Genomic DNA, 25282 nt, shown 5'->3' with positions numbered 1-25282 from the left:
CGCCGTCGTGCATCGGTCGTGGAGCACGAGACGCATCCGACGCGGTCAAGGAGAACCAGTGCAGCCAGTTACCATCCCAGAGGGTTTCGACTTCACGGATCCGGAACTTTATGAAAAGCGGCTTCCGCACCCTGAATGGGCACAACTCCGTAAAGCGGAGCCGATTCACTGGGTGCAGAAGGCGGATCCGTCCGCCGATGGCTTCGACGACGCCGGATACTGGGTGGTGTCGAAGCACGCCGACGTGAAGGAGGTGTCGCGGCGCACCAACGAGGTCTTCTCCGCCTGGGAGAACACCGCTGTGCCGCGCTTCGCGCCAGGGACGGACCGGGCGATCATCGAGATGTTGCGCTTCCTCATCCTCAACCAGGATGGCGAGGAGCATAAGAAGCATCGCCGGATCATTTCCAAGGGCTTCACCCCCCGCAACGTCGCGAAGCTCCGCGATACGCTCGCCGCGCGCGCCGAGAAGATCGTCACCGAGGCCGCGGCCAAGGGGTCGGGCGACTTCATCATCGAGGTGGCCTCCGAGCTGCCCCTGCAGGCGATCGCCGAACTGCTGGGCGTCCCGCAAGAGGACCGTCACCAGCTGTTCGAGTGGTCCAACCTCATGACCAGCTACGACGTGCCGGAACTCGCCGACGCGTCGACGCTGGCGTCCGCCCAGCTCCTCGAGTACGCGCAGAAGCTGGCGGCGGACCGTGAGGAGAACCCCCAGGACGATCTCATCACCAAGCTCATCCAGGCGGACATCGACGGGGAGAAGCTCTCGGCCGACGACTTCGGCTGGTTCGTCATCCTGCTGGCCGTGGCCGGCAACGAGACAACGCGCAACGCCACCACCCACGGCATGATCGCGATGCTCGACAACCCGGACCAGTGGGAACTGTTCAAGTCCGAGCGTCCCGAGACCGCCTACGACGAGATCCTGCGCTGGGCCTCGCCGATCTCCTCGTTCCAGCGCACCGCGACCGAGGACCTGGAACTGGGCGGCCAGCAGATCAAGAAGGGCGACCGCCTCGCCCTGATGTACGGTTCGGCGAACTTTGACGAGGACGTCTTTGACGACCCCTTCACGTTCAACATCCTCCGCGACCCCAACCCGCACCTGACCTTCGGCGGTCAGGGTCCGCACTACTGCATCGGCGCGAACCTGGCCAAGCTGCAGATCGAACTGATCTTCAACGCGATCGCCGACCACATGCCGAACCTGGAGTCGCTCGGCGAGTCCAAGCGGATCCGTTCCGGTTGGCTCAACGGCATCACCGAATGGCCGGTCGACTTCAAGTGCCCGGTCGCGCACTGAACTGACGAGCATTTCGCTGAGTAGTGTCCGAGCGGCGCTCGGCTGATCCAGCGCGCGAGGCCCCGGTGGCCGCCTGAGTGGCGGCTGCCGGGGCCTCGCGGCCATGTCGGACCCCGAGCGCCCTACGGGGCCGATGACCCGGCTCGAGGAATCGGACGATTCGGGCTCACAATCGACCGCTGAACTGGCAAAATGGCGCCCATGCTGCAACACCGCGAGATCACCCGCGACGGCGTGCGATTGCACTACGTTCTCCAAGAACCCCTGGCGGCCGACGCGGTCTCGGACCCGGTGGGCACCGTGGTTCTCCTCCATGGGTTCCCCCACTTTCGGTACGCGTGGCATCGCATGATCCCTGTGCTCGCGGAGGCGGGCTGGCGTGTGATCGCCCCGGACCTCCGCGGGATGGGGCGCTCCGATGCCCCCGGCGACGTCGCCGCGTACGCGCCCAGCGAGGCCGTCGCGGATGTGATCGCGATCTGCGACGACGCCGGAGCAGACCGCGTCGTGCTCGTGGGCTTCGACTACGGCGCGGGCGTCGCCTACGACACCTGCCACCTCGAACCGGGTCGCGTGCGGGCGGTCATCGGTATGCAGAACCCGTTCATGGGGGCGCTCGGCGAGATCGCGCCGCTCGAGGGCGCCGCGATGATGGCGAAAAAGCACTTCCTCCACCTGCACTACTTCGTGCAGCCAGGCGTGGCGGAGGCGGACCTGGCGGGCCGCGAACGGGAATTCCTCACCCGCGTGTTCTGGGCGTTGTCCGCGGACTACCACTATCTCGACGTCTGGCAGCACCCACCGGGATCGTCCTATCTCGATGCGCTGCCGGAGGCGCCGCCCCTGCCGTGGCCGTGGCTCTCCGTCGAGGAGATGGACGTCTACGAGGAGGAGTACACCCGCACCGGGTTCGCCGGCCCGTTGCAGTGGTATCGGGCGATGGACGTGAGCTGGCGTGAGCGCAAGACGTTCGAGCGGCAGACCAACCCGGTCCCGTTCTACCTCCTCTACTCGGAGCACGACCCGGATCTCGAGGGCTTCCACGGGCGCGACCCGCTATCGAAGCTGAATCGCTACCACGACGAGGTGCGTATGGTCCGCTCCGTTCCCCGGGCCGGCCATCTCATGCATCTCGAGGCCACCGAGGACACGCATCGAGAGATGCTCGCCTGCCTCGCGGACATCACTGCTCACCTGCCGGTCTGAGACGGGTCAGTCGCTGCTGCCCCACCCGCGAGGTGCGCGGGTGGGGCAGCAGCGCCTGCGGTCCGGACTCGGGTGTCAGGTCAGCCCGTACTTCTCGCCGAACTTGGCGATGGACTCGAGCTTCTGCGCGACTGGGGCGTCGAAGCCGTGGCCCTCGATCATCCATGGCATCACGATGATGTCGGTGACGCCCGCCTCGGCCAGTTCGGCGAAGCCGCGGGTGCCGTAGCGATCCATGCAGACCACCTGGATCGCGAAGGGCTTGCCGTCGCCGCGGTCCGCTAGCGAGCGGCCGTCGGCCTCCAGCAGTTCGCCGAGCCGCGTCACGGTGGACACGATCTCGTCGAACTTCATCATCGCGCTGGTCCACCCCTGGCCGATCCGGACCGCGCGCTTGAGCGCGATCTCAGTGTGGCCGCCGACATAGAACGGCACCTGCTCGGAGGGTGCCGGGGTGAAAATGAGTTCGTCGAAGTCGAAGTGGTCGCCGTGGAACTCCATCCACTCGCCGCGCAACGCCTCACGCATGATGGTCAGCGCCTCATCGGTGCGCTTGCCACGGCCCTTGAACGGTGCGCCGCACCACTCGAACTCGTTGGGGTCCCACCCGATGCCCACGCCCAGGTCGAGCCGGTTTCCGGTGAGCAGCGCGACGGAGGCGACCTGCCGGGTCAGGAGCAGCGGATTGCGCGGACCGACCTTGAGCACCTGTGGGCTGAACCGGATCGTGGAGGTGGCCCCACCCATAGCGGCGCAGGCGATGAGCGGCTCGACCCACTCGGTGTTCTCGTCCCACATCCGTGAGCCGTCGGGGGTGTACGGGTAGTCCTTGTCCTGCCGACGGGGGTGGAACAGCGAATCGGGGAGGACAACCCGGTCGAAGCCGGCGGCCTCAGCGCCTTGTGCCATCTCGATGTACTGGTTGACGGGGGAGAAGGAGACGGGGATGGAGAATTCTGCGTCTGCCACACGGCTCATGGTCAGGCCTCACTGTTCGGTCGAAGGGTCGTCATGGCCGTGTCCGGCTCCCAGAAGGCGCGCAGCGAGAGCATGCGGCCCTGGCTGTCGACCTTGTAGATGACGCCACCGGCGGCGTCCATGATCTGGTCACCCATGTGGGTGCGGATGGTGCCTATGCACAGGAGTTCGTCGCCGCCTGCGGTGGCGCGGTCGAATCGGAACTCGATGTGGTCGGGGGTGGAGACGGCCTTGGCCCAGAACTCGGCCAGCCCCTCGGGGCCGGAGTGTCCCTCGCCTGCGGGGTCGAGGAACGATTGGCCGACCGGGTCCTCGATCCGTCCCTCTGGCGACCACAGTCCGAGCCAGGTCTCGCGGTCCTTGGCGTTGACGGCGACCCATGACGCACGCGCAGCGGCATACGCGGGGTGCGCGGTGGCGGCCTCGCTCATCTCGAGCGGCCGGTAGTTGCCTTCGGCGTCCTGGTAGGGGTTAGTCATTGACTGCGGTCCTTTCCGACGACCCACATGGAAAAGTATTGCGATCCGCCACCGTAGGCGTGGCCCAGGGCTTTTCGAGCTCCGGGGATCTGGTGTTCCTCGGCGCGGTTCATCACCTGTCGGGCGGCTTCGGCGAAGCGGAGCATTCCGGAGGCGCCGATCGGATTCGAGCACAGCACGCCACCGGACGGGTTGACGGGCAGAGCGCCGTCGCGCGCGGTGGCGCCGGACTCGACCATGCGCCACCCCTCGCCCTCACCGCAGAAGCCCAGATTTTCCAGCCACATCGGCTCGAACCAAGAGAACGGCACGTAGATCTCGGCGACGTCGATCTCCGCGGCGGGGTCGGTGATGCCCGCTTGGGCCCACACGTCGGCGGCGGCGTCGCGGCCGGCCTGCGGGCTGCGGTGGTTGCGGCCGGAGAACGTGCCCGGCTCGGTGCGTAGCGCCGTGCCGTGGATCCACGCCACCGAGCGGCCCGCGTCCTCGACGACCTCGGCCGCTGCTTCGTCGCCTATGACGATCGCGCAGGCGCCGTCCGAGGAGGGGCAGGTTTCGTCGAAGCGGATCGGGTCCCACAACATTTGCCCGGCGAGGACCTTGTCGACGGTGATGTCGGGCTGCTTGAGGTGCGCGTGCGGGTTGATCGACCCGTTGAGTCGGTCCTTGACGGCCACCATGGCCCCGATGTGCTCGGGGGCGCCCGAGGTCCGGATGTAGGAACGCACGTGGGGTGCGAAGTACCCGCCGGCGCCGGCGCCGACGGGGGCGGTGAACGGGACCGGGAGGCTGAGCGCCCACATGGCGTTGGATTCGGACTGTTTCTCCCATGCCACCGCGAGGACCCGCCGGTAGCGGCCCGACTGGATGTGGCTGGCGGCGACGATTGCTGTGGAGCCGCCCACCGAGCCGGCGGTGTGCACCCGCAGGAGCGGTTTTCCGACCGCGCCGAGTGCGTCCGCCATCATCAACTCCGGCATCATGACGCCCTCGAACATGTCGGGGGCCTTGCCCACCACAACGGCGTCGATGTCGTCCCAGCCGACGCCGGCATCGACCATGGCGGCGTCGATGGCTTCACGGCACAGTCCCGCCATGGAGACGTCGGACCGGCGCGAGACATGGTGCGTCTGGCCGGTGCCGAGAACGGCGGCGGGCAGACCGGAGGAGTGGGTCGGGCGAGTGGTTCGGGCGCTCATGCGGTTCGTCCTTCCAGGAGGCAGACGAGGTTCTGCTGGAGTAGGTGACCGCTGGTGGCGTGGGCCAGTGCGCGTTCGGTGCGTCCCGACATCACGGCATCCGCCGCGTAGCCGATCCGCTCGAGCCCTGCGGAGAACTGGGGGTCGGCACGCAGGGAGCCGCCGGACGGGGTGACGGCCACGCTTCCGCCGATTCCCAACGCGTGTCGCAGCAGCAGTTCCTGATGGGTGTATGGGGTGTGTAACTCGGCGATCCCGACGCCGCCGAAGTCTGGCCGGTCGGTTGTTGATCCCGTGGCGCGGACGGCGGCGGCCCGGGTGGAGGGGGAGTCGGTGAGATCGCGGGCCCCGAACTCGGCGGAGTCGATTATGTGCTCGATCCCTGCAATGTAGGCGGGGGTGTCGGTGAGTTCGCCCGCCCGGTCGGCGGAGGCGAGGATCACGGCGGCGGCCCCGTCGGTCACGGGTGGGCAGTCGTGGCGGCGCAACGGGTCGGCCACGTAGGGGTCGGCGAGCAGGGTTTTTTCGTCGCGGCCGGTTGCGCGAGCGGCGACGGCGGCCATCTCGGCCTCGGACCAGCGGCCGGCGTCGATGCCGGCGCGGGCCTGGAGGGCCGCGATGTGGTGGCGTCCCGGCCACAGGGGCGCCACCGTGTAGGGGTCCAGTTGGAGCGCGAGCGAGGTGTCGAGGTCGGCGCTGGCGGACGCTTTGCCGAATCCGTAGACGAGTGCGGTCTCGGCCTGCCCGGAGGCGATCTTGAGATAGGCCTCGAAGAGCGCCCAGGCGGCGTCCATCTCCACGTGCGACTCCGAGATGGGCGGCACGGCACCTATCGAATCGATCGCGGAGATGAAGGAGAAGGCGCGTCCGGCGAGATAGTCCGAGGACCCGGAGCACCAGAAGTCGATGTCCGTGCGTCCGAGCCCGGTCTGCCGATAGCACTCGGCGAACACGGGCGCGAGCATCTCGACGCCGTTGGTGGTGCCGAACGTGGACGCGGTATGGCGGGCGTGGGCGAAACCGACGACGGCCACGTCCCTGGGGGCGGTGGTGGTCACTGGGGTCCTCTACAGGTGCTTGGCGTAGGAGTCGGGATCGGCGTCTGGTTCGCCGCTGGGGGTGAAGTGGGTGATCGCCTTCATCGAGGCGGGACGCTCAGCTTCGGGCGCCCAGACGGCACGCACCCGCATGCCCATGCGGACCTCGGAGGCGTCGCAGCCCAACACCAGATGCTGGATGGGGACGTCAGTGCCGTCGAGCAGGATGTACGCGGTCACGTACGGGGGCGTGACCTGCTGGCCGGCGAATGGCACGTTGACGATCGCGAATGTGGTGACAGTGCCGTGGTCGGCCACCTCGACGTAGTCGCCCATGGCGACGCCGTCGGAGGGGCAGTAGTCGCGCGGCGGCACGTACACCTCGGGACCATTGGTGCGGCGGCGGCCGAGGATGCGCCCCTGCACGATGGCGCGGAGGAATTCGCTCTCCGCGGGGCCGGCGGTGTGGGTGACCGCCAGGCTGATCGGGGTCACGATGCTGGTGACGGGCTCATCCCCGGCCCGCGGGGTGACGGCCACCTCGTCGTCGTCGGTGTTCTCGGCGACGACGCAGGCGATGTCGTGGATGGAGCCGACCCGCTCGGCCGCCCACTGGAGGCGCACGCGCATCCCGGTGCTCACCGACTCGGGTCCGTCGGCGACCAGAGGCAGGAGGATGGCGGTGTCGGCGCCGTCGAAGCGGACGAGTGCCCACGCGAAGGGGGTCGAGAGCGGATTGACGGCGGTGGGGGTGGGGACCCAGGTCCACGTGACGACGACGCCTCTGATTCCGGTGCCGGAACCGATGTCCACGAATTCGGTCAGTGCTTCGCGCGTGTGCGGATCGAATTCCACCGGCGGCACGTGGACCGCGCCGCGGGAGTCGCGCACCCCGACGAGGCGGCCGTCCCGCAGGCCGGTGAAGAACGCGCCCAGGATCGGCCCGGTCGAGCGGGTGTAATCGAAGGAGGGGGTGAGCGAGGCAGACAGCACGGGCTCGTCCGGAGGGGTGATGTCGACGACGATCTCGCGAGGTGTCACACCCACGAGTAGAACACGTTCCACTTGTCTGCGTGTGATTTCCGGTGGCCGGGGTCACGTTGCCGCAGCGACGTGGGTCACAATATGGATATGAAATTCGCGTTGCAGCTCGGATACTGGGGCGCGCAGCCGCCCACCAATCACGCCGACCTCGTGGTGGCAGCGGACAAGGCGGGCTTTGACACCGTCTTCACCGCGGAGGCCTGGGGTTCGGATGCGTTCACCCCGCTGGCCTGGTACGGGTCGCTCACGGAGCGTATCCGCCTGTCCACCGCGGTAGTGCAGCTCTCGGCGCGCACACCCACGGCCACGGCGATGCACACGATGACCCTGGACCACCTGTCCGGTGGTCGCTTCTGTCTGGGGCTGGGGGTCTCGGGTCCGCAGGTCGTGGAGGGCTGGTACGGGCAGCCGTTCTCCAAGCCGCTGGCGCGCACCCGCGAGTACATCGACATCATCCGTCAGGTGTTGCGCCGCGAGGGACCGGTGACCTCGGATGGGCCCGCCTACGCGCTGCCGTACCAGGGCTCGGACGCCTCCGGGTTAGGTAAGCCGCTGAAGTCGATCGTCCACCCGCTGCGCGCTGATGTGCCCATCTGGTTGGGCGCCGAGGGGCCGAAGAACGTGGCGCTGGCGGCCGAGATCGCCGACGGCTGGCTGGGCTTCCTGGCCTCCCCGCGCACGGCCGACGAGTTCAACTCGTGGCTCGACGAGGGCTTTGCCCGGCCTGGCGCGCGGCGCACCCGCGAGGATTTCGAGGTGGCGTTCCTGTGCCAGTTGCACATCACTGACGACCGCCGCAGCGTGATCGACGCGTACAAGCCGTTCACCGCCCTGTACGCCGGTGGTATGGGCGCGGAGGAGAAGAACTTCCATGCCGAGGCGTTCCGTCGGATGGGGTTCGGCGAGGACGTTGACCGCATCACTGAACTGTTCCGGACCGGACGCAAGGACGAGGCCGCCGCCGCGGTGCCGGACGAGATGGTGGAGGCCACGGCGATCATCGGTGACGAGGCGTCGGTGCGTGAGCAGATTGCCGAGTGGGAGGCCGCCGGCATCACGATGCTGGTGGTGACGGCCGGGTCGGTCGAGGAGATCGAGGCGATTGGGCGGCTGCTCGACTAGGGGCGAGGGGCGGCCCGGTCGGCGCGGGGGCGCTAGGCGAACCCCTGACGGCGCAGTAGAACAGGTTCTAACATGGCTGTCATGAGTTCACCCACGCCGACCGTGCCCGCCGACGCCGGAGTCCTCGATCCCCGCACGGGGCAGCACGTCACCAGTGTCTACCGGATAGCCCAGGCCGATCCGGACCGTGTCGCGGTGATCGAGGACTCGGGCCGCGAGGTGAGTTTCGGCGAGCTCGTGGACGCTGCGCACAGCCGCGCCCGGGGCTTGCGTGAGCTCGGTCTGGGGGCCGGCGACGGGATCGTGTTGCTGGCGCCCAACGGGATCGGCTTCCTTGAGGTGTACTTCGCTGCGTTGGAGATCGGCGTGTACACCGCTCCCGCGAACTGGCATCTCACCGGTCCGGAGGTGGCGTACATCATCGAGAACTCGGGCTCGACGGTGTTCGTGGCCGACGAGCGGTTCGCCGACGTCGCCACGGCTGCCGCGGCCGAGGCCGGTCTCGACTCGGCGCGGTGTTTTGCGATCGGGGACGTGCCGGGGTTCAGGCCGCTGGCCGAGCTCACTGCACCGATGGTGGGGGAGGACCCCTTGCCGTCGCCGCGAACCCTGGGCGCCCCCATGCTCTACACGTCGGGCACCACCGGCCGGCCCAAGGGCGTGCGCCGTCCGCTCACCGGCGCGAGCCCCGACCAGATCACCGTGCCCAACTACTATTTCTTCGCCGGCTTCGGTATCGAGGGTTCGGACAATGTCCACATCTGCGGCTCGCCGCTGTACCACACGGCGGTGCTCAACTTTGTCGCCATCTCGTTGCACTTGGGGCAGACGGTAGTGCTCATGGACAAGTGGTCACCCGAGGAGATGCTGCGACTCATTGATGCCCACGGCGTGACGCAGTCACACATGGTGCCCACCCAGTTCTCGCGGTTGCTGGAGTTGCCCGAGGATGTGCGCGCGAAGTACGACGTGTCGAGCCTGCGCACGATCGTCCACGGCGCTGCCCCGTGTCCGCAGCACGTCAAGCAGGCGATGCTCGACTGGTGGGGGCCGGTGCTTACCGAGTATTACGCCGGCACCGAGGGTGGCGGCTGCACGATCACCGGTGAGGAGTGGCTGCGCAAGCCGGGCAGCGTGGGGCGGCCGTGGAAGACAACCACGCTCAAGATCCTCGACGACGACGGCGAGGAGGTGCCCGTCGGCGAGACCGGCAACGTGTATCTACAGATGCACGGATCCCAGTTCGAGTACCACCAGGACGCGGAGAAAACGGCCAAGACCTATGTCGGCTCGTTGTTCACGATGGGCGACATCGGATACGTCGACTCCGACGGCTACCTGTTCCTGTGTGACCGCAAGAACGACATGATCATCTCCGGCGGCGTGAATATCTACCCGGCCGAGATCGAGTCCGAGATGACCCGCCACCCGGCTGTGCGCGACGCGGCGGTGTTCGGGATCCCGCACCCCGACTGGGGCGAGGAGGTCAAGGCAGTCGTCGAGCTGGCAGAGGGCTACACCGAGTCCGACGAGCTCAAGACGCAGATCCTCGACGACCTAGGAGGGCGGTTGGCCAAGTTCAAGATGCCGCGCTCGATCGACGTGGTGGAGGAGCTGCCCCGCCAGGCCAACGGCAAATTGGTCAAGCGGACGCTTAAGGAGCCGTACTGGGCGTAGGTCGACTCAAACGTTACGTTTGGTGGAACATGTTTCACTTAGCCGTCGTTCAGGTGCTAATCTGATGACGAAAGTCACGGCGCAGGAAATCGACGCAAGCGCACTTGAGGTGCCGGTGCGGCAGCGCCCCATCTTCCCCAAGGGAGTCACTTTGAAGACTGTTCGTCGTATTGGCGCGCTCGCGGCTACTGCCGCCCTCACTGCAACCGGACTTGGAGTCGTTGCGCCGGCGGCCATCGCGCAGGCTGCCGAGGAATGTACCCAGACTGGGTCTTTCACTGACGGCACGTGGACCTACAACAAGAAGTTTTTTGATGCTGAAGTCGCGCCGGGTGGCACGGTGAAGACGGAAATCAAGCTGACCGCGGGACTTACGGCCTTCGGCACGAAGAAGATCACGGATATTCATCCGGAAGAACTGCAGATTCAAAGTGCGACGGTCGAGGCGTGGCATATCAATGGAAAGCATCAGACGCACCCCGTGCAGGTGACGGCTGACTCACCGACTCGTGCGACTGTTCGGAACACCGCCGGTGTCGGCTGGGCCATGACGAACGGATACGTCACCGCTGTCTTCACTTACAAGGTCGCGGAGGACGCGAAGCCCGGAACCCTGCTCAATGTGCCAAGTGGGATGGTGGTTGGGTACAGCGGATTGGAGCCGGATACCGAGCGCGACGATATGGGCGTCTGCATTAAGGTCCGTGAGAAGAATCCCGTGGAGACGGTGACCGGATCGCTGGAGAGAGCTGGCCTCGGTTCGGCTACCGGCTCGGCAGACGGTGGCTCGACGGGGTCGCAGATCTCGTCCGATCCGTCCGGCTTCATTGCCGACATCATCAACCAGATTAACCTCGGTAAGCTCATCGGCCTTAGCTGAGCTTTTAAAGGGGTCTGATCGAGGTCCGGACCCGCTGATCAACATTGTGGTCAGCGGGTTCTGGCATTTTGTTACGCAAGAAGCGTCCTTGCGATCGATCGAGACATCCGCGCGAGTAGATGCCCCGGCTCTACTGGGTCAGTTGACCTTCGCGAGCCCGCTTAATCGACGCTGAGCAGACCTGCTGGTCCCGTGCGGCAACCTGCTGGACAGGATGGCTACGAGTGCACTCCAAGACTTGAGGGAGAGTGACTGGTGAGAGCGTGACTGTTAGGTCATCGCTCAGATGAGACTCGTCGCGCCAATGTGTATCCGGGGACTGCTACGGCTCGGCGATGCTTCGGGGGCCAATTGGAAGCTTGTTCAATAAAGTTTCCATTTCGTTATGTGGCCGCTATAGTTGTATGCGTCACATTGCGCGTGTCTTGTCTCCTATGGCCGGGCACTATTCGCGCCGGATGTGCTGGAATAGGGGAGTTTTAATGAGGCAAGCAACGATCCGCCGCACGCTCGCTGTGGCGAGCGCGACGGCGATGGCGGGGGCAGCCCTGGCGGTCGTAGGTGCCGGTACGGCGAGTGCGGAGTCGATCACTATGCCAGGCCGATATCAAAATAAGCTCAATACTCAAAGCCTGGAGTATGAAAGGACTGTCAGCCAGAAAGTTGTCACCCACGGCGACACGGTCACTGTTACATCGAAGATCATCGACAGTAATGGTTTGTGGATTGGGAATACCCACTACTGGATCCAGGACACAACCCCGGCGTGTATGAACTACGTTGACGGCACTGCTCGATGGAAGGCACTGGGCGGAAATTGGGAAAGCCCGAGCACGAAGCCACGCGAGTTCGCGGCACCTACTTCCACCGCGATCCGCGCCCACTTCAACGTGCCGGTGTCCGATCCACTGGAGTTGGAAGCGCAGTATGTGGTGAACTGTGACGCAGGCCAGCTTGCATCAGGTGGCATGTCGTGGAACGGCACACTCAAAGACAATGAGTCCGATTCGCTGACCATGGGCCCCACGATCACCGTCAATCGCGCCGCGGTGTCCAAGCTCTTCCTCGCGACCCCCGCATCCCCCACGGTGGGCAAGTCCAGCACGCTCAAGGTCGAGACCGACGCTCCTGAAGGTTCGACGATTAGTTTCGCGGTTGACGGTCAGACTCTCACTGGCAAGGTGGCCGGAGGCGAAGCCTCCACGGAGTGGACCCCGTCGTCGTCGGGTACAAAGACGGTCGTTGCCACGTTCGCTCAGACCGGCACCCACTTCGGGAAGTCCACGTCCAGGGACGTGACCGTCGCTGCTGCAACAGTTGAGTCGACTGTGAACCTCACCGCGCCGGCTTCTGCCCAGGTCGGAGTGCCTGTGGAGCTTTCAGCCACGGTGGCGCCGGTGGGCGAGGGTGGCACTGTGACGTTCAAGGAGCAGGGGCAGGTCGTTAATTCGGTCAAGGTTTCCGCTAGTGGCGTCGTCACGACGCAGTGGATTCCTGCCACGGAGGGTGGCCGCTCGATCGATGCCGAGTTCAGTGGTCGCTCTGGTGTTGCGCCGTCGGTCGCTGAAGGTAAGTTGGTCAACGTTGCGCCGAAGGCGGCGGATATGGAGTCCTCCTCGGTCGCCCTCGCTCCGGTAGACATGACCGAGCTCGGGGAGACTATCAAGCTGCGGGCCACCGTGGACCCGGCGTCGGCCGGTGGCAAGGTCAGTTTCTACGACGGTGGAACGTTTATCGGTGAGGCTTCCGTGGGGGAGAACGGTGTAGCCACCCTCGATTGGAAGCCGGAGATGCAGGGAGTGCGCACCGTTCGTGCGGAGTTCTCGGGAACCGACACGGTCCTCCCGTCGCAGGGCACCATCCAGGTGACGATCACCTCGACAACCGAGCCGACCGACCCGACTGACCCCGGGACGCCTGGCGACGGCTCGGGCAGCCTCGGTTCGATCACCGGCAGCCTCAGTGGTGAGTCGGGCGGTATGTCGAGCGGCTCACTGAGCTCCCTCGGGGGCTGATCCGGCCTCCCGGCTCCAGCAGTCTGACGGTGCCCCATCGCCCCATCGCGTTCGCGCGGTGGGGCACCGTGTTCGCTTGTGCGTGATGTCACCACAGGACACTGATCGTCGGTTCCTGAGTGAACTCCTTAAACCAGTTACGAGCACCGCCACGTCGACAGTGACGGAGACTGCCACTTCGACCGTCACGGCAACGGCTGTCCCAGGTGGAATCGGGTCGATCGGCTCAGGCTCGCTCGGCGGCGAAGGCAGCGATGGGGTTCTCGGATCGATCGGTGACTTCATCGGAAACTTGTTCGGTTCGCCCGGCTTCCCGGCAGGCTCTGTCGCCGGTTCGCTGGTAGTGGCAGGTTCGACCAGTGAGTCCGTGGGGTCGGGCTCTCTCCGAGCGGGCGTTCTGGGGTCGATCGAAGGATTCGTTGGGTCCTCTAGCGGATCGTTAGAAGAAAATGGCTCGCTCGGTTCGAGCGGGGAAACGGGCTCAATGGGCCCGGGCAGCTCGTCCGGATCGCTGGGCGGAGGTGACGCCGGCTCCCTGGCCGTGGGATCGCTCGGTCTCAGTGCACTGACGATCGGCGGGATCATCTACGGCATCAACACCGGGGCTATACCGCTGCCGCAGATTGACATGCCGCCACTTCCGCCAGCCCTCGGGCTCCTGCTGAGCCAGCAGAACGAAGTGGCAGGGCGGCTGCGCAGGCCCCCGGTCCACGCGTGGAAAACGGTCGAGGCTAATCCGCACCTCATCGACGGCCCGTCACCCCTCGGGGAGGCGGGCCGTCGGCGTCGACCCCCACCGTGTGGCGAATGAAGGCCGCCAACTCGTTGAGTGCGACTCGTCCGCTCGCCCCGCGCGAGAACACGTTCTATCCTGGACGCATGGCCACCACCCCCACCGCACGTGACCTCACGCTCGATCAAATTCTTGAACGGCAACAGCAAGCGTTCCTCGCGGACCCGCAGCCGAGCGCCAAGGTCCGCCGCGATCGCATCTCCCGGCTCAAGAGACTCGTCCTGGACAATGCCGCCGAGCTCACCGAGGCGATGCGGGAGGACTACGGCTCACGTCCCGAGACCCTGTCCCTCCTCACGGACATCGCCTCCTCCATCCCGGACCTCGACCATCAGCGCTCCCACGTCAAGAAGTGGATGAAGCCCACGCGCATCTCGCGTGCACTGGACCGGGTGGGGTTCCACCAGCAGGTTCGACACGATCCGAAGGGTGTCGTGGGGATCATCGGGCCCTGGAACTTTCCGCTCTACCTCACAATCGTGCCCGCTGGGTCCGCGCTCGCGGCCGGCAACCGGGTGATGATCCGCCCGTCCTCGGTCACCGCCCGCACCACCGAGGTGCTGTGCCGGCTGGCGCCGAAATACTTTGCGGTGGACGAACTCGCCATCGCCGGACCTGAGCACGGCCGCGGTGCCGACTTCTCCAAGCTCGCCTACGACCACCTGTTTTTCACCGGCTCGCCCGGCGTCGGCAAGTCCATCGCCAAGGACGCGGCCGAACATCTCACCCCCGTCACGCTCGAGCTCGGCGGCAAGAACCCCGTCATCGTGGACAGCAGCGCCGACATCGACCGTGCGGCGCGCAACATTGCGTCCTCCCGGTTGGTCAACGGCGGCCAGGTTTGCATGTGCCCGGACTACGTTTTTGTCCCCGAGGACTCGGTCGAGACCTTCCGCGAGACAGTGCTGGACCAGTGGCGCACCTCGCTGCCCGCCATCGTGGGCAACCCCGACTACACGGCCACCGTCAACACCTCCAACTACGAGCGGATCGTCGGCCTGGTGGAGGATGCGGTTGCACAGGGCGCGACCAAGTACGAGGCCGCGCCGGCAGGGGAGAAGCTCCCGGATCCGGTGTCCCGCAAGATCGCACCAACTGTGCTCACCGGTGTCACCCCAGACATGGACATCGATTCCGACGAGGTCTTCGGTCCGGTTCTCACGGTGTTCGGCTACAAGAGCATTGACGAGGCGATCCGGTACGTCAGCGCCCGCCCGAGCCCGCTGGTCCTCTACTGGTACGGGGAGAAGAACGAGCGCTTCGAGACCGTGGCCGACCGCACCCGATCCGGCAACATCTACGGCAACGACTTCGGGATCGGGATGGTCTCCTCGGCGATCCCGTTCGGCGGCGTCGGAAACTCGGGGATGGGCTCCTACCACGGCTACTACGGCTTCCGGACGTTCACCCACGAGCGTGCGGTAGCGCTGCACTCGTTCAACTACTCAGCGGCCGAATTCATGGTCCCGCCGTTCGGGCCCGACAAGAAAAAGCAGGCCTCGATGTACTTCAATGTGATGCGTTTGCGGACCAAGTTCCTGGGCTGAGTCCAGCTCCGCGGGGGTCGGCGACCCCCGCGGAGGATCACTCTCCCCGGAAGACGGCTTTGCGCTTCTCGGCGAAGGCGCGCGGGCCCTCCTTCGCGTCGGCGGAGGCGAATACGCGGCCACCCACCTCGGCGTCCACGCGGAACGCCTCCTCCTCGTGCATCCCCTCGGTGCGGCGGATGGTCTCGATCATCCCCTGCACCGCGAGTGGGCCGTTGGCGGCGATGAGATCGGCGATCTCCAGCGCCGCGTCCAGGGCGGTGCCATCCTCCACCACGCGGCCGATGAGCCCGACCCGCTCAGCCTCCGCGGCACTGAGGTGGCGTCCCGTCAGCAGGATGTCCATGGCGACCGTGTACGGGATCTGGCGCGGCAGACGCACAGCCGAGCCGCCGAGCGGGTACAGGCCCCAGCGCGCCTCCGAGACGCCGAACCTGGCCGAGCGGCCGGCAACGCGGATGTCCGTGCCCTGGAGGATCTCGGTACCGCCCGCAATCGCGGGGCCCTCCACCGCGGCGATGAGCGGTTTGGTCAGGAGGCGACCCTTGAGTAGCGCGGGAAGGCGGCTCAGATCCCACCCGCCGCTCGCGAACTTGTCGCCCGGCGCCGTCTCATTCATCGACTTGAGGTCCGCACCCGCACAGAAGTAACCGCCGGCCCCGGTGAGAATGCACGCCCGAATCTCCGGGTCGGAGTCCACCAGATCCCAGGCCGCCTCCATGCCGCGCATCATCGGACCGGACAAGGCATTGCGGGCTTCGGGGCGGTTCATCGTCACCACGAGCACGGCACCGCGCCGCTCCGTGAGCAGATGCTGGTCGTCTGGTGTGACTGCGCTGGTCATGAGGCCTCCACGATTCGCTGATGTGGCCGATATCACTCGATCGGCACCGGCCGACCGTAACACGTTCTATTTTGATGCCATGGCCTTCACCATCGGAGATCTCGTCGAGCACAGTGTCGACCGCGTGCCGGACCGAGTCGCCCTCATCCAGGGTGATCGATCATTCATCTACGCAGAAGTCGAGCAGCGCGCCAACAAACTCGCGCACCACCTGCAGTCGGTGGGCGTCGGCCCGGGCGACAAGGTCGCCCTCTACAGTCGCAACACCGTCGAGGCTGTCGAGGCGATGGTCGCGATCTTCAAGATCCGCGCAGTCATGGTCAACGTCAACTTCCGCTACGTGGCTGCCGAACTGCAGTACCTGCTGGAGAACTCCGACGCGGTAGCGGTGATTCACGAACGCCGCTACTCCGAGACCGTCGCCGAAGCGCTGCCCCGGACACCGCAGGTGCGGCACTGCCTCGTCGTGGAGGACGGCACCGACGGACCCGATCCGGCCGTGCCAGACGGGGTCACCATCGCCCACTATGACGACGCGCTGGCCGCGCAATCGCCCGAACGAGACTTCGCGGAGCGGTCGAACGACGACATCTACATGCTCTACACCGGCGGCACCACCGGCTCACCGAAGGGAGTGATGTGGCGACAGGAGGACGTGTTCATGGTCCTCGGCGGCGGCATCGACTTCCTCACCGGCGAACGCATCGCGGACGAGTGGGCGCTGGCGGACCAGGCAGTGGACGCCGGCCCGCTGGTGAGTGCGGCACTGCCTCCACTCATCCACGGTGGCGCCCAGTGGGCGATCCTCATGGCGCTGTTCAATGGCCGCACCAGCGTGCTCGTCCCCGAGTTCGATCCCGCCTATGTCTGGCAGGCCCTGACAGAGCACCGGATCAATCTCATGTTCATTACCGGGGATGCCATGGCGCGCCCGCTGATCGAAGCCTGGGACCCGCAGAAGTACGACTCGTCGTCGTTGCTCTACCTCAGTTCCTCTGCGGCGCTGTTCTCGCCCGCGGTCAAGGATCAATTCATCGAGGCGTTTCCCCACGCGATGATCTCCGACTCGGTCGGCGCCTCCGAGACCGGCTTCTCCGGCATCGCGCTGGCAGAAAAGGGCAAGACCCACACCGGTGGCCCCCGAGTGCGGATCGACGGTCAGACCACCGTCCTTGACGACGACGGCAACAAGCTCGGACCCGGATCCGGGATCGTCGGCAAACTCGCGCGCACCGGGCACATCCCGATCGGCTACTACAAGGACGAAGCCAAGACCGCGGCCACGTTCAGAACCTATGGCGGGACCAGATACTCCATTCCCGGCGACGACGCCCGGGTCGAGGATGACGGCACCGTCACCATGCTTGGGCGAGGATCGGTGTCCATCAACACCGGCGGCGAGAAGGTCCACCCGGAAGAGGTGGAAGCTGCCCTCAAGACGCACCCCGAGGTCTACGACGCACTGGTGATCGGGCTGCCCGATGAACGAATGGGACAGCGAGTCGCCGCGGTGCTCCGGACCCGCGACGGCCGGTGCCCGCCCCTCGACCAGCTCAACGCCGTCGTGCGAAAGGAGATCGCCGGCTACAAGTGCCCGCGGTCACTGTGGGTGGTGGACGAGGTCAGACGCACTCCCGCCGGCAAGCCCGACTACCGCTGGGCCGTGGAGATCGCCGCATCCCGAGCCGCCGACGCGAGCCAGGTGATCAGCAAGTGAGCATCACGACCCCTCTCGCAGAGCAATTCGGGATCGAGTACCCGATCTTCGCATTCACCCCGTCCAAGGCGGTCGCCGCCGCCGTCACCCGCGCCGGTGGCATGGGCGTGCTCGGCTGCGTGCGCTACAACGATCCCGCTGAACTCGACGAGGTCCTCACCTGGATGGACTCCAACACCGACGGCAAACCGTACGGCGTCGACGTGGTGATGCCCAACAAGGTGCCCACCGAGGGCAGCAGCATGGACCTGAGCGCGATGATCCCCGCGGAGCACACCGCGTTCGTCTCCCGGGTCCTCGACGATCTCGGCGTGCCGCCGCTGGGGGAGGACGCCGCACACAACGCCGGCGTTCTCGGCTGGCTGCACTCAGTCGCCCAATCGCACGTCGACGTCGCACTCACGCACCGGCCAGTCCTCATCGCCAACGCGCTCGGATCCCCTCCCGTCGAGGTCACCGAGCAATGCCATGCCGCCGGACTCAAGGTGGCGGCGCTCGCTGGCGCCACAAAGCACGCGCTCGCCCACGTCGACAATGGTGTCGACATCGTCATCGCCCAGGGCGGGGAGGCCGGCGGGCACACCGGTGAGGTCGCCACCATGGTGTTGGTGCCCGAGATCGTCCGCGCCCTCGACGGCCGCGCCCCCGTGCTCGCCGCCGGCGGCATCGGAGACGGAACCCAGGTCGCGGCCGTGATCGGCATGGGCGCGCAGGGCGCCTGGATGGGCTCGCGCTGGCTCACCGCCGCCGAGTACGGCGACGACGGCGGCTCGAAGGCCATGCAGCAGGCGCTGGTGGCCGCCACCAGCCGCGACACCGTGCGCACCCGCATCTACTCCGGCAAACCCGCCCGTCTACTGAAGAGCAAGTGGACCGAGGCGTGGGCGGCGGCTGACGCCCCGGACCCGCTTCCTATGCCGCTGCAGAACATCCTCGTCGCCGAGGCCCACCAGCGGATCTCCGAGGCGCAGGACCCCGACGTCGTGGCCATGCCGGCGGGACAGATCATCGGCTCACTCGACGGTGTCGTGCCCGTCGCCGAGACCATGACGCAGATCGTCGCCGAGTACGAGGCAGCCGTCGAGCGACTGCGCTCGACCCTGGCCTGATCGCACCGCTCCGTCGGTGGATGGTGGCTGGGTTCGCGCTGGGCGGGGGAGGGGACGTCAGGGTCAGGTCTGGAGGACGAACAGCAGCATCGCCGCCCAGTGGCAGGCGAACGCGACCACGGTGCACGTGTGGAACACCTCGTGGAATCCGAAAACGCCCGGCGAGGGGTCAGGCCGCTTGAGTCCGTAGACCACGGCGCCGCCGGTGTACGCGAGCCCGCCCGCTACGACCAGGATGACACCGGCGAGGTTGGCGTGGATGAGGTCACCGATAAACCACACCGCGGTCCAGCCCAGCAGGATGTACAGCATCACGTACAGCCAGCGCGGCGCGGACAACCAGAACAGACGGAACAGGATCCCCAGCAGCGCCCCCGACCACACAAGCGGCAATAAGATCGCCGCGGTCGACGGGCTCAGGGCCGCCACCGCCATGGGTGTGTACGTCCCGGCGATGAGTAGGAAGATGTTGGAGTGGTCCAGCCGTCGCATGAGCGCGGCGGCGCGCGGCCCCCAGTTGATGCGGTGGTAGAGCGCCGAAATCCCGAACAGTAGCGACGAGGTGGCCAGGAATACTGCGCAGGCCCACGTCAGAGCGACGCCATCCGCGAGCACGGTGAGCACCACGCCCAACGCGATCGCCACTGGGAGGGTGCCCGCGTGGATCCACCCGCGAAGGAGCGGCTTGGGCGGGACCGGGGCGGAGATGCCGAAGTCGTCATCGTCAGCGACGGGGTCGCCATCCACGTGCTGGAGGTCAGTGTTTACTACGGGATCCACGCACTGAAACCTACCGAGGTCCTCAGACGGTCATGAAGGCCCCCACGGTGTTGGTGCAGTCGCAGGGCGTGTCACCGGCCGTGCTGCGAGATACGCGACCATCTGAACTGCTCCGCCTACGCCGAGTTATCCCAGGGATCACCGTGCGTGACCAATACGTCGCCTAGGTCGAGCAATTGCCGGGTGGCGCCCCCCAGCCGGAACTCGGCAGCCTTGGCCGCGAGGAAGTAGCGGTGGACGGGTTCGGAACGGTCCAGGCCGACCCCCCCGTGGACGTGCACGGCGGTGTGTGCCAGTCGGTGGCCGGCGTCGCAGGCCCAGAAGTGCGCCGAGGCGACGGCGGACCGTGCGGTCGGGCCGGGAGTGCCGCGACAGGCGTCGAGTTCATAGGCGGCGCGGAGGGTGGTCAGGCGCACGGCGTCGACGTCGATCGATCCGTCTGCCAGCCTGGCGGCGACGGCCTGGAACGTGCCGATGGGCCGACCGAACTGGTGGCGGGTGGTGGCGTACGCGGCGGTGCGCTCGAGGGCGGCTTCAACCACCCCCCACTGGTAGGCGGCCAGATGCACCCGCCGGCGCAGCGCGTCGAGGTCGAGAATTTCTGAGGGCAGGGGGACAGCCGGGCCAAGGTCGCCGATGACGAGTCCGGCGCACGAGAAGTCGACGGGAACCGTGCGTTCCACGGTGAGTTCGGCGCGGTCTGCCACGTGCACCCCCTCGGCGGACGGCAGGACGATCACGTCGGCCACCGGCGCCCAGTCCACCTCCGCCCCGGGACGCAGCGGACCGTCTGCCACGGCCGCGATCTGGTGGCCCTCGGCCACGGTGGTCGCACGATCGGCGAGGCCCGCCGCGGCGAGCAGGTGGGACGCGCGGATCGCGGGGGACAGTGGGACCGGCGCCAGCACGCGGCCCAGCTCGCGCAGGACCAGCGCCTCGCCGACCACGCCGAGCCCGGCCCCCCCGAGTGACTCCGGGGCGAGCGCGGCCGGGACGCCCGCACGGACGAGCTCCTCCCAGAACCGAGTGTGCACGCGGGCTGTGGAGCGGTCGCCGCCGCCGGATTCGGTGCCGGGACCGAAGCGGGCGTCGAGCTCGCGCAGGGACTCGTCGGTGACCAGCCGCTCACCCATGGCGCGGACGAGGGCGGTGAGCTCCGCAGTGGTGTCATCGACGGAGAAATCCATATCAGCGCTCCTTACGGGCGGTGCTGGATGGGCGGTCGGTGCTGACCGCAGGGGCAACGCGCGGCGCCGGCGGCAGCCCGAGCCCGGCGGCGGCGATGATGTCGCGCTGCACCTCGTTGGTGCCGCCACCGAAGGTGAGGATGAGCGCGGACCGGTGCAAACGCTCGATGCGTCCATGCAGGGCCGCGGTGGGCGAGTGGGATCGCTGATAGCCGCTCGATCCGAGCACCTCCATCAGCAGCCGGTACGCCTCGCAGGCGGTCTCGGTGCCGTACACCTTGGTCGCCGACGCCGCGATCCGGGTGGGCGCGGCGGCGTCCGCGGAGACGATTTCCCAGTTGCGCAGCGCCAGGTACTCGGCCATGGCGTGCACACGCGCCAGGTGGGTGCGCACCCATTCGTGCTCGATCACGGTGCCGCCGCCCGACATCCCCACCTCGGCGGAGGGTGTGGAGCGCGCCCACTGCAGCACCTGTCGCAGCGAAGCCTGGAGCGGCCCGGCGGAGGTGAGCGCGACCCGCTCGTGGTTGAGCTGGTTGGTCATGAGCGGCCACCCGCCGTGTTCCGGGCCCACGAGATTGCTCGCGGGCACCACCACGTCCTGGTAGTAGGTGGCGCTGGTGTCGGGACCGGCCATGGTGTGCACAGGGGTCCAGGAGAAACCGTCGGCGTCCGTGGGAACGACGATCATCGAGATGCCCTTGTGGCGCGGGGCATCCGGGTCGGTGCGCGCGGCCAGCCAGATCCAGTCCGCGTACGCCACCAGGGACGTCCACATCTTTTGACCGTTGATCCGGTAGACGTCCTGACCGGTGTGGTCACCGGTCCCCGGCTCGCGGTCGGCGCGCGTGCGCAGGGAGGCCAGGTCGGTCCCGGCGTCGGGCTCGGAGTAACCGATGCCGAAGTGCAGTTCGCCGCGGCTGATGCGGGGCAGGAAGTAGTTCTTCTGCTCGTCGGAGCCGAACGCCATGATGGTCGGGGCCACCGAGTTGATGGTGAGGAACGGCACGGGGACGCCGGCGATGGCGGCCTCGTCCGTAAATATCAACTGGTCGATCATCGGCCGACCGTGCCCGCCGAACTCCTCCGGCCAGCCCAGGGTGAGCCAGCCGTCCCGGCCCATCTCGGCGACGATCTCGCGGTACGCGTCACCGTGACCGTACTCCCCGGTGGTGGACGCAAAGGCCTCGCGGCGCTCCGGCGTCATCAACCGCGCGAAGTAGTCACGCAGCTCGTCGCGGAGCCGATGCTGGTCTGCGCTCAAGGTGATATCCATATGGCCTAAACTCGTCGGCTAGTGGAACGCGTTCTAGTGTCGTGTCTCACATACTATCGAACCACGCCTGTGGCCACAGTGGCCGTGGGTCCGACCCGGGAGGACGGGCATGAGGATTGAAGTGGATCCCAACCGCTGCGAGGGGCAGGCCGTGTGCGTGGGCCTCGCCCCCAAGGTCTTCGAACTGAACGACGACGACGAGATCGTGCGCGTCATCGTCGACGAGGTGCCGGAAGAGCACCAGAAGCGGGCTCTCAAGGCCGTCGAGAAGTGCCCGATGGCCGCACTCAAGGTCAAGGAGTGAACACAGACGTGACGCAGCAGTCTCTGGATCAGGATCTCTCTCTCGATGGCCGGGTCGCCGTCGTCACCGGTTCGGGCTCCGGCCTGGGCGCGGCGGAGGCCGTCAACCTCGCCCGCTCGGGCGCGGCGGGGGTCGTCATCAACGACATCCGCTCCTCGGACGCCACGGACGCGGTGATCGCGGACATCGAGGCGGCTGGAGCCAAGGCTGCGCTCGTGGTCGGAGACGTCTCGGAGCGGGAGACCGCGGACGCCATGGTCGCCGAGGCGGAGAAGCTGGGCGGCCTCCATGTGGTCGTCAACAACGCCGGCATCACCCGCGACAAGATGTTGTTCAACCTCTCTGACGAAGACTTCGACGCGGTGATCAAGGTGCACCTGCGCGGACACTTCCTCCTCACCCGGAACGCGGCCGCGTACTGGCGCGGCGAGAGTAAGAAGTCAGACGCGCCCGTGTACGGCCGCCTGATCAACACCTCGTCGGAGGCCGGGCTGTTCGGCCCGCCCGGACAAGCCAACTACGGCGCGGCGAAGGCTGGCATCACCGCGCTGACCCTGTCGGCCTCCCGCGTCCTCTCGCGAATCGGCTGCACCGCCAACGCCATCGCGCCGCGTGGTCGCACCGGGATGACCGAGAACGTCTTCGAGGCCTGGGACGAGTCCAAGGGGCCGGACCCGTTGTCGCCGGACCGCGTGGCCGATCTCGTCTCCTACCTGGCCTCGCCCTCGGCAGCCGAGGTCACCGGTCAGTTGTTCGTGGTGTACGGCGGGATGGTTGCACTGGTGGAGGCTCCGGTCGTGGAGAAGCGGTTCGATGCCGAGGACGGCGTCTGGGACCGCCGCGCGTTCGCCGACGCGGTAGCCGGGCACTGGGCCGACCGTCCGAAGGACAAGTCGTTCTCGGCCGCGGAGATCATGAAGCTCTGACCGAGCGCAGATGGTGCACGGTGCGGGCCTCGGCGGGCCGTGCCGTGTACCACTTCGTTGGAGAGTGTGCGTGTTAGTGTCCCCGCACGGGGGCGGTGAAAGCGCGTGTCCGCGTGCTGACGTGGTTTGCCTACGAGAACGTGTTCTCGTTACTGTGTAAGCGGGATCACACCAAACTGGTCGCTTGTTCGGGGTGGGTGTGACCCGGTCCGGGGAAAAGGGGAGGGGGCTCCATGGCGAAGTTTCTCGACACGCCGTTGAGGGGAGTGGGCGAGTTCTTCGCGTTGACTCTGGACACGTTCGTCTCGTTCCCGTCAATCGTCCGCCAGGGCAGGGAATTCGTCGAGCAGTCGTGGTTCATCGCGCGGGTGTCGATGCTGGCCACGGTCCTGGTGGCCATCCCCTTCACAGTGCTGGTCAGCTTCACGCTCAACATCCTGCTCCGAGAGATTGGAGCGGCCGACCTGTCCGGGGCAGGCGCCGCGCTCGGCGCCGTCACCCAGGTCGGGCCCATGGTCACCGTCCTCATCGTCGCCGGGGCCGGTGCCACAGCGATCTGCGCCGACCTCGGTGCCCGGACCATCCGCGAGGAGATCGACGCCATGGAGGTTCTCGGCATCGATCCGGTCAAACGCCTGGTGGTGCCCCGCGTTGCCGCCTCGACGTTTGTGGCCCTGATGCTCAACGGACTTGTCATCACGATCGGCATTCTCGGCGGTTTCCTCTTCTCGGTCCTGCTGCAGGGCGTCAACCCGGGTGCGTTCGTCAACGGGATCACGCTGCTCACCGGATTCGGAGAACTAGTACTCGCCCAGATCAAGGCCGGAATGTTCGGCATGCTGGCCGGCCTCGTTGCGTGCTACAAGGGCCTCTACGTTCGTGGCGGGCCGAAGGACGTGGGCAACGCGGTCAACGAGACCGTCGTGTTCGCGTTCATGTCACTGTTCGTCGTCAACACCGTGCTCACCGCGGTCGGAGTGAAGGTTCTGGGGGCGTGAGATGACTGTCATCGAGACCACCCGGTTCCCACGACTCACACGGGCCCGGCGTAGTGCCGTCGGAAGGTTCGACGATTTCGGCGACCACGCATTGTTCTTCTGGCGTGCCCTCGTGGCGACGCCCCGGGCGTTGACCCAGTACCCGAAGGAGACGCTCCGGCTCATCGCCGAGATCGCCATGGGCGCCGGGGCGTTGGCGATCATCGGCGGCACCGTCGTGATCGTCGGCTTCCTCACACTGGCAACCGGTGGCGTCATCGCCGTGCAGGGCTTTTCCTCGCTGACGGATGTCGGGGTCGAGGCCCTGACCGGATTCTTCGCGGCGTTCATCAACGTCCGGATCGCGGCGCCTGTCATCGCCGGGATCGGGCTCGCGGCCACGATCGGCGCCGGTGCCACGGCGCAACTCGGCGCGATGCGGGTGTCGGAGGAGATCGATGCGCTCGAGGTCATGGCGATCGACTCGATCACCTACCTGGTCTCGACGCGGATCGTCGCGGGGATGATCGCGGTCGTCCCGCTCTACTCGCTGGCCGTGATCGCCTCCTTCCTCGCAAGCCGGTTCGCGACCGTGACCATCTACGGACAATCCGGGGGTGTATACGACCACTACTTCTCGACGTTCCTCATCCCGTCGGACATCCTCTGGTCGTTCGTTCAGGCGATCGCGATGGCCATCACGATCATGCTCATCCACACCTACTACGGCTACAACGCCGCGGGCGGACCCGCCGGCGTCGGATCGGCGGTCGGTAACGCCGTCCGCACCTCACTGATCGCCGTCGTCACCGTAACCCTCCTGGTATCCCTCGCCATTTATGGCGGGGACGGCAACTTCAACCTGTCGGGCTAGGGGGA

The 25282-nt window shown here is 66.8% G+C and carries 23 protein-coding genes; 14 read left to right on the top strand and 9 right to left on the bottom strand.

Features of this window, described 5'->3' with window-relative positions; translation table 11 throughout:
• The first annotated feature begins 58 nt into the window (after positions 1 to 58).
• Positions 59 to 1306, top strand: coding sequence for a cytochrome P450 (locus tag FQ137_RS15205; RefSeq protein WP_149293469.1), 1248 nt, complete (start codon positions 59 to 61; stop codon positions 1304 to 1306).
• A 201-nt stretch (positions 1307 to 1507) separates the two neighbouring features.
• Positions 1508 to 2512, top strand: coding sequence for an alpha/beta hydrolase (locus FQ137_RS15200; protein ID WP_149293468.1), 1005 nt, complete (start codon positions 1508 to 1510; stop codon positions 2510 to 2512).
• A gap of 75 nt (positions 2513 to 2587) precedes the next feature.
• Here the strand turns inward: FQ137_RS15200 and FQ137_RS15195 are convergent, their stop codons facing one another.
• Genes FQ137_RS15195 through FQ137_RS15175 form a run of 5 tightly spaced genes read right to left on the bottom strand, consistent with a single transcriptional unit; the run spans position 2588 to position 7246 of the window.
• Positions 2588 to 3490, bottom strand: a complete 903-nt coding sequence (locus FQ137_RS15195; RefSeq protein WP_149293467.1) for a TIGR03619 family F420-dependent LLM class oxidoreductase — start codon at positions 3488 to 3490, stop codon at positions 2588 to 2590.
• A gap of 2 nt (positions 3491 to 3492) precedes the next feature.
• Positions 3493 to 3969, bottom strand: coding sequence for a nuclear transport factor 2 family protein (locus tag FQ137_RS15190; RefSeq protein WP_149293466.1), 477 nt, complete (start codon positions 3967 to 3969; stop codon positions 3493 to 3495).
• Complete coding sequence (locus FQ137_RS15185) at positions 3966 to 5168, bottom strand: thiolase domain-containing protein (protein ID WP_149293465.1); 1203 nt, start codon at positions 5166 to 5168, stop codon at positions 3966 to 3968. The genes FQ137_RS15190 and FQ137_RS15185 overlap by 4 nt, the downstream gene beginning before the upstream one ends.
• Complete coding sequence (locus FQ137_RS15180; protein ID WP_149293464.1) at positions 5165 to 6226, bottom strand: thiolase domain-containing protein; 1062 nt, start codon at positions 6224 to 6226, stop codon at positions 5165 to 5167. The genes FQ137_RS15185 and FQ137_RS15180 overlap by 4 nt, the downstream gene beginning before the upstream one ends.
• A gap of 9 nt (positions 6227 to 6235) precedes the next feature.
• Positions 6236 to 7246: a Zn-ribbon domain-containing OB-fold protein gene (locus FQ137_RS15175; protein ID WP_255584406.1), complete on the bottom strand. Its 1011-nt coding sequence runs from the start codon at positions 7244 to 7246 to the stop codon at positions 6236 to 6238.
• 90 nt (positions 7247 to 7336) lie between these two features.
• On the opposite strand from FQ137_RS15175, the gene FQ137_RS15170 reads away from it, so the two are divergent.
• The 6 genes from FQ137_RS15170 (at position 7337) to FQ137_RS15145 (ending at position 15283) form a co-directional block, all read left to right on the top strand.
• On the top strand, positions 7337 to 8371 hold the full coding sequence (locus FQ137_RS15170; protein WP_149293462.1) for an LLM class F420-dependent oxidoreductase: 1035 nt from the start codon (positions 7337 to 7339) through the stop codon (positions 8369 to 8371).
• Between the two features lie 81 nt (positions 8372 to 8452).
• Entirely contained in the window at positions 8453 to 10048 is a 1596-nt protein-coding gene (locus FQ137_RS15165) for an acyl-CoA synthetase (RefSeq protein ID WP_188065107.1), read from the top strand.
• 64 nt (positions 10049 to 10112) lie between these two features.
• The gene (locus FQ137_RS15160; protein ID WP_149293461.1) at positions 10113 to 10928 is read left to right on the top strand and encodes a hypothetical protein; all 816 of its coding nucleotides are present in this window, start codon (positions 10113 to 10115) and stop codon (positions 10926 to 10928) included.
• A 482-nt stretch (positions 10929 to 11410) separates the two neighbouring features.
• On the top strand, positions 11411 to 12943 hold the full coding sequence (locus tag FQ137_RS15155) for an Ig-like domain-containing protein (protein ID WP_188065105.1): 1533 nt from the start codon (positions 11411 to 11413) through the stop codon (positions 12941 to 12943).
• Positions 12944 to 13427: 484 nt separating this feature from the next.
• The gene (locus FQ137_RS15150) at positions 13428 to 13754 is read left to right on the top strand and encodes a hypothetical protein (protein WP_149293459.1); all 327 of its coding nucleotides are present in this window, start codon (positions 13428 to 13430) and stop codon (positions 13752 to 13754) included.
• 68 nt (positions 13755 to 13822) lie between these two features.
• A complete protein-coding gene (locus FQ137_RS15145; RefSeq protein WP_149293458.1) occupies positions 13823 to 15283 on the top strand; it encodes an aldehyde dehydrogenase family protein in 1461 nt (486 codons plus the stop codon).
• A 37-nt stretch (positions 15284 to 15320) separates the two neighbouring features.
• On the opposite strand, the gene FQ137_RS15140 is transcribed toward FQ137_RS15145, so the two are convergent.
• Complete coding sequence (locus FQ137_RS15140; protein WP_149293457.1) at positions 15321 to 16127, bottom strand: crotonase/enoyl-CoA hydratase family protein; 807 nt, start codon at positions 16125 to 16127, stop codon at positions 15321 to 15323.
• A gap of 79 nt (positions 16128 to 16206) precedes the next feature.
• On the opposite strand from FQ137_RS15140, the gene FQ137_RS15135 reads away from it, so the two are divergent.
• Together FQ137_RS15135 and FQ137_RS15130 are read left to right on the top strand one after the other, a co-directional pair.
• Positions 16207 to 17844: an acyl-CoA synthetase gene (locus FQ137_RS15135; protein ID WP_149293456.1), complete on the top strand. Its 1638-nt coding sequence runs from the start codon at positions 16207 to 16209 to the stop codon at positions 17842 to 17844.
• A 2-nt stretch (positions 17845 to 17846) separates the two neighbouring features.
• Complete coding sequence (locus tag FQ137_RS15130) at positions 17847 to 18953, top strand: nitronate monooxygenase family protein (protein ID WP_188065116.1); 1107 nt, start codon at positions 17847 to 17849, stop codon at positions 18951 to 18953.
• 63 nt (positions 18954 to 19016) lie between these two features.
• Here the strand turns inward: FQ137_RS15130 and FQ137_RS15125 are convergent, their stop codons facing one another.
• The 3 genes from FQ137_RS15125 to FQ137_RS15115 all read right to left on the bottom strand — a co-directional run bounded on the left by FQ137_RS15125 (position 19017) and on the right by FQ137_RS15115 (position 22196).
• Positions 19017 to 19733, bottom strand: coding sequence for a hemolysin III family protein (locus tag FQ137_RS15125; RefSeq protein ID WP_223146525.1), 717 nt, complete (start codon positions 19731 to 19733; stop codon positions 19017 to 19019).
• Between the two features lie 116 nt (positions 19734 to 19849).
• Entirely contained in the window at positions 19850 to 20920 is a 1071-nt protein-coding gene (locus FQ137_RS15120) for an acyl-CoA dehydrogenase (protein WP_149293454.1), read from the bottom strand.
• A gap of 1 nt (position 20921) precedes the next feature.
• Positions 20922 to 22196: an acyl-CoA dehydrogenase family protein gene (locus FQ137_RS15115; RefSeq protein WP_149293453.1), complete on the bottom strand. Its 1275-nt coding sequence runs from the start codon at positions 22194 to 22196 to the stop codon at positions 20922 to 20924.
• A 109-nt stretch (positions 22197 to 22305) separates the two neighbouring features.
• Between FQ137_RS15115 and FQ137_RS15110 the strand changes: the two genes are divergently transcribed.
• From FQ137_RS15110 to FQ137_RS15095, 4 genes are all read left to right on the top strand, one after another.
• Positions 22306 to 22500 carry a ferredoxin gene (locus tag FQ137_RS15110; RefSeq protein ID WP_149293452.1) on the top strand — a complete coding sequence of 65 codons (195 nt, stop codon included), beginning with the start codon at positions 22306 to 22308 and terminating at the stop codon, positions 22498 to 22500.
• 8 nt (positions 22501 to 22508) lie between these two features.
• The gene (locus tag FQ137_RS15105; RefSeq protein ID WP_255584405.1) at positions 22509 to 23426 is read left to right on the top strand and encodes a 3-oxoacyl-ACP reductase; all 918 of its coding nucleotides are present in this window, start codon (positions 22509 to 22511) and stop codon (positions 23424 to 23426) included.
• Between the two features lie 233 nt (positions 23427 to 23659).
• Complete coding sequence (locus tag FQ137_RS15100) at positions 23660 to 24424, top strand: ABC transporter permease (RefSeq protein ID WP_149293450.1); 765 nt, start codon at positions 23660 to 23662, stop codon at positions 24422 to 24424.
• A gap of 1 nt (position 24425) precedes the next feature.
• Entirely contained in the window at positions 24426 to 25277 is an 852-nt protein-coding gene (locus tag FQ137_RS15095; RefSeq protein ID WP_149293449.1) for an ABC transporter permease, read from the top strand.
• The last annotated feature ends 5 nt before the right edge of the window (positions 25278 to 25282 follow it).

Source organism: Dietzia sp. ANT_WB102, from assembly GCF_008369165.1.
Taxonomy (GTDB): Bacteria; Actinomycetota; Actinomycetes; order Mycobacteriales; family Mycobacteriaceae; genus Dietzia.
Note: the sequence above shows the minus strand (reverse complement) of the source record. Positions and strands in the feature narration are given on the sequence as shown.